This is a genomic window from Streptomyces prasinopilosus (genome assembly GCF_001419695.1).
In the GTDB taxonomy this organism is placed as follows: Bacteria; Actinomycetota; Actinomycetes; order Streptomycetales; family Streptomycetaceae; genus Streptomyces; species Streptomyces prasinopilosus.
In genome coordinates this window covers 1-2010 of sequence record NZ_LIRG01000319.1, presented here as the reverse complement: position 1 = coordinate 2010, position 2010 = coordinate 1, and the positions used below count along the sequence as shown (strand labels likewise).

General features: G+C 69.1%; 2 protein-coding genes. One reads left to right on the top strand and one right to left on the bottom strand.

Annotation, left to right across the window (positions count from 1 at the left end; genetic code table 11):
- Positions 1 to 536: pyrroline-5-carboxylate reductase (gene proC / locus AOK18_RS14345; protein WP_055694609.1), on the top strand; the 536-nt coding region annotated here is incomplete at its 5' end.
- A 55-nt stretch (positions 537 to 591) separates the two neighbouring features.
- Here proC and AOK18_RS14340 read toward each other — a convergent pair.
- Positions 592 to 1179: a cysteine hydrolase family protein gene (locus tag AOK18_RS14340; protein WP_055694608.1), complete on the bottom strand. Its 588-nt coding sequence runs from the start codon at positions 1177 to 1179 to the stop codon at positions 592 to 594.
- Positions 1180 to 2010: the final 831 nt, after the last annotated feature.

The window sequence follows — 2010 nt, the reverse complement described above, 5'->3', positions numbered from 1 at the left end:
GCGGCGCCGCGGGCATCCCCACCTCCTTCTACGAGGACCGCCTCGCCGCCGGCACCCCGGTCGTCCGCGTCATGACGAACACCCCCGCCCTGGTCGACGAGGCCATGTCGGTCATCTCCGCCGGCAGCCACGCCACCCCGCAGCACCTCGCCCACACCGAGGAGATCTTCGGCGCCGTCGGCAAGACGCTCCGCGTCCCCGAGTCGCAGCAGGACGCCTGCACCGCCCTGTCCGGCTCCGGCCCGGCGTATTTCTTCTACCTGGTCGAAGCCATGACGGACGCCGGCATCCTGCTCGGCCTGCCCCGCGACAAGGCCCACGACCTGATCGTCCAGTCCGCGATCGGCGCCGCGACCATGCTCCGCGACAGCGGCGAGCACCCCGTACGGCTCCGCGAGAACGTGACCTCCCCCGCCGGCACCACCATCAACGCCATCCGCGAACTCGAGAACCACGGCGTACGGGCCGCCCTCATCGCCGCCCTCGAAGCCGCCCGCGACCGCAGCCGCGAACTGGCCTCCGGCACCAAGGACTGAGGACGGGCCCCGCCCGGGGGCGCCCACGACCGGGCGCCCCGCCGGCCCCTGCCCCTCACACCATCGCGGCGAGCACGTCCGCCGACATCACCACGCGCGCGAACCCGCCCCCGTGCAACGTCACCGCCGACGCCCGCGCCGCCTCGTCCGCGTCGCACCGCCAGCCGAACGGCCCCTCCACGTCGAAGGTGTACGTCGCGTCGAACACGACCACCACGTCGTAGCCGAGGTTCCCGCCCACCCGGGCCGTCGTCTCCACACACATGTTGGTCTGGATCCCGACCAGCACCACCTGGGAGATCCCCGAATCCTCCAGCCAGGCACCGAGATCCGGCGCGCCGTGGAACGCCGAGTTCACGCTCTTCGTCACCAGCAGCTCGGCGCCCCCGCCTCCCTTCCCGCGCCGCCGCTCCACGTACTCCTTGAACCCGTTGCCCGGCTGTCCCGGACGCAGGGGCGACGCCGGCTCGACCGAGTCGTGCCGCACGAACACCACCGGCCGCCCCGACGCCTGCCACGCGTCGAGCAGCCCGGCGATGTTCCCGTCCGCCCCGGGGTGGTTCCGCCGCCCCCAGAAACCGAGGTCCTCGAAACCCCGCTGCACGTCGACGACCACCAGCGCCGCGTTCTCCGCAATCTCCATGACCTGATCGTGCCGCCCCCGCACCCCGCCTCCCAGGGGCACGGAGGTCAACGACCGACGACTTGCTGCCAGGCGGGCCGGTCCGAGCCGAACACCGGGCCCGGCCCGGAGACGGGGCGGGCCACGTCCTGAAGCGGGGGCCGGGTGGCGATCGGGGCAGAGAGTTGACACGCCCCGGCGTCCTCCGTACTGTTCTCCGAGTTGTCCGACGTGAGTACCGACTCCGGTCGGCCCCGGACAGCCATTCCGTAGGTACCGCACCAGCACGATGGCAGGCGTCTGTCTGCCGTCATGGCATTGGTGTGCGTATTCGCGAAATGAGGAATCCGCGTTCGAAAGGACGCAGGCCCCCGATTAGCTCGGGGGGCAGGGAATCCGCTACAGTCTCACTCGTCGGAACGGCCCAACGGCCGGTAAAGACAAACCCCGCTGACCGGGGGTCAGACCGAAGAAGAAGATCTGATAGAGTCGGAACCGCCGGAAAGGGAAACGCGCAAGCGGAAAACCCCAAACGGCGGAAAACGGCGAAAGCCACCGAGGACATCGCACCGGAAACGGTCTGATAGAGTCGGAAACGCAGAACCGAAGGGAAGCGCCCGGAGGAAAGCCCGCGAGGGCCGGTACGAAGGAAGCGTCCGTTCCTTGAGAACTCAACAGCGTGCCAAAAATCAACGCCAGATATGTTGATACCCCGACGACACGGACACCGTCCGGATCGTTGAGGTTCCTTTGCAGTAAACACAGCGAGGACGCTGGACACGACCGGGCCCATTCCGCCCGGCGTGCCGCTCTCGTGCATGTGTCACCGGAGTACCGGTAAACATTCACGGA

Coding starts and splice junctions, on each gene's coding strand:
- AOK18_RS14340 (WP_055694608.1), bottom strand. CDS start 1,179: ATGGAGATTGCGGAGAACGCGGCGCTGGTGGTCGTCGACGTGCAGCGG.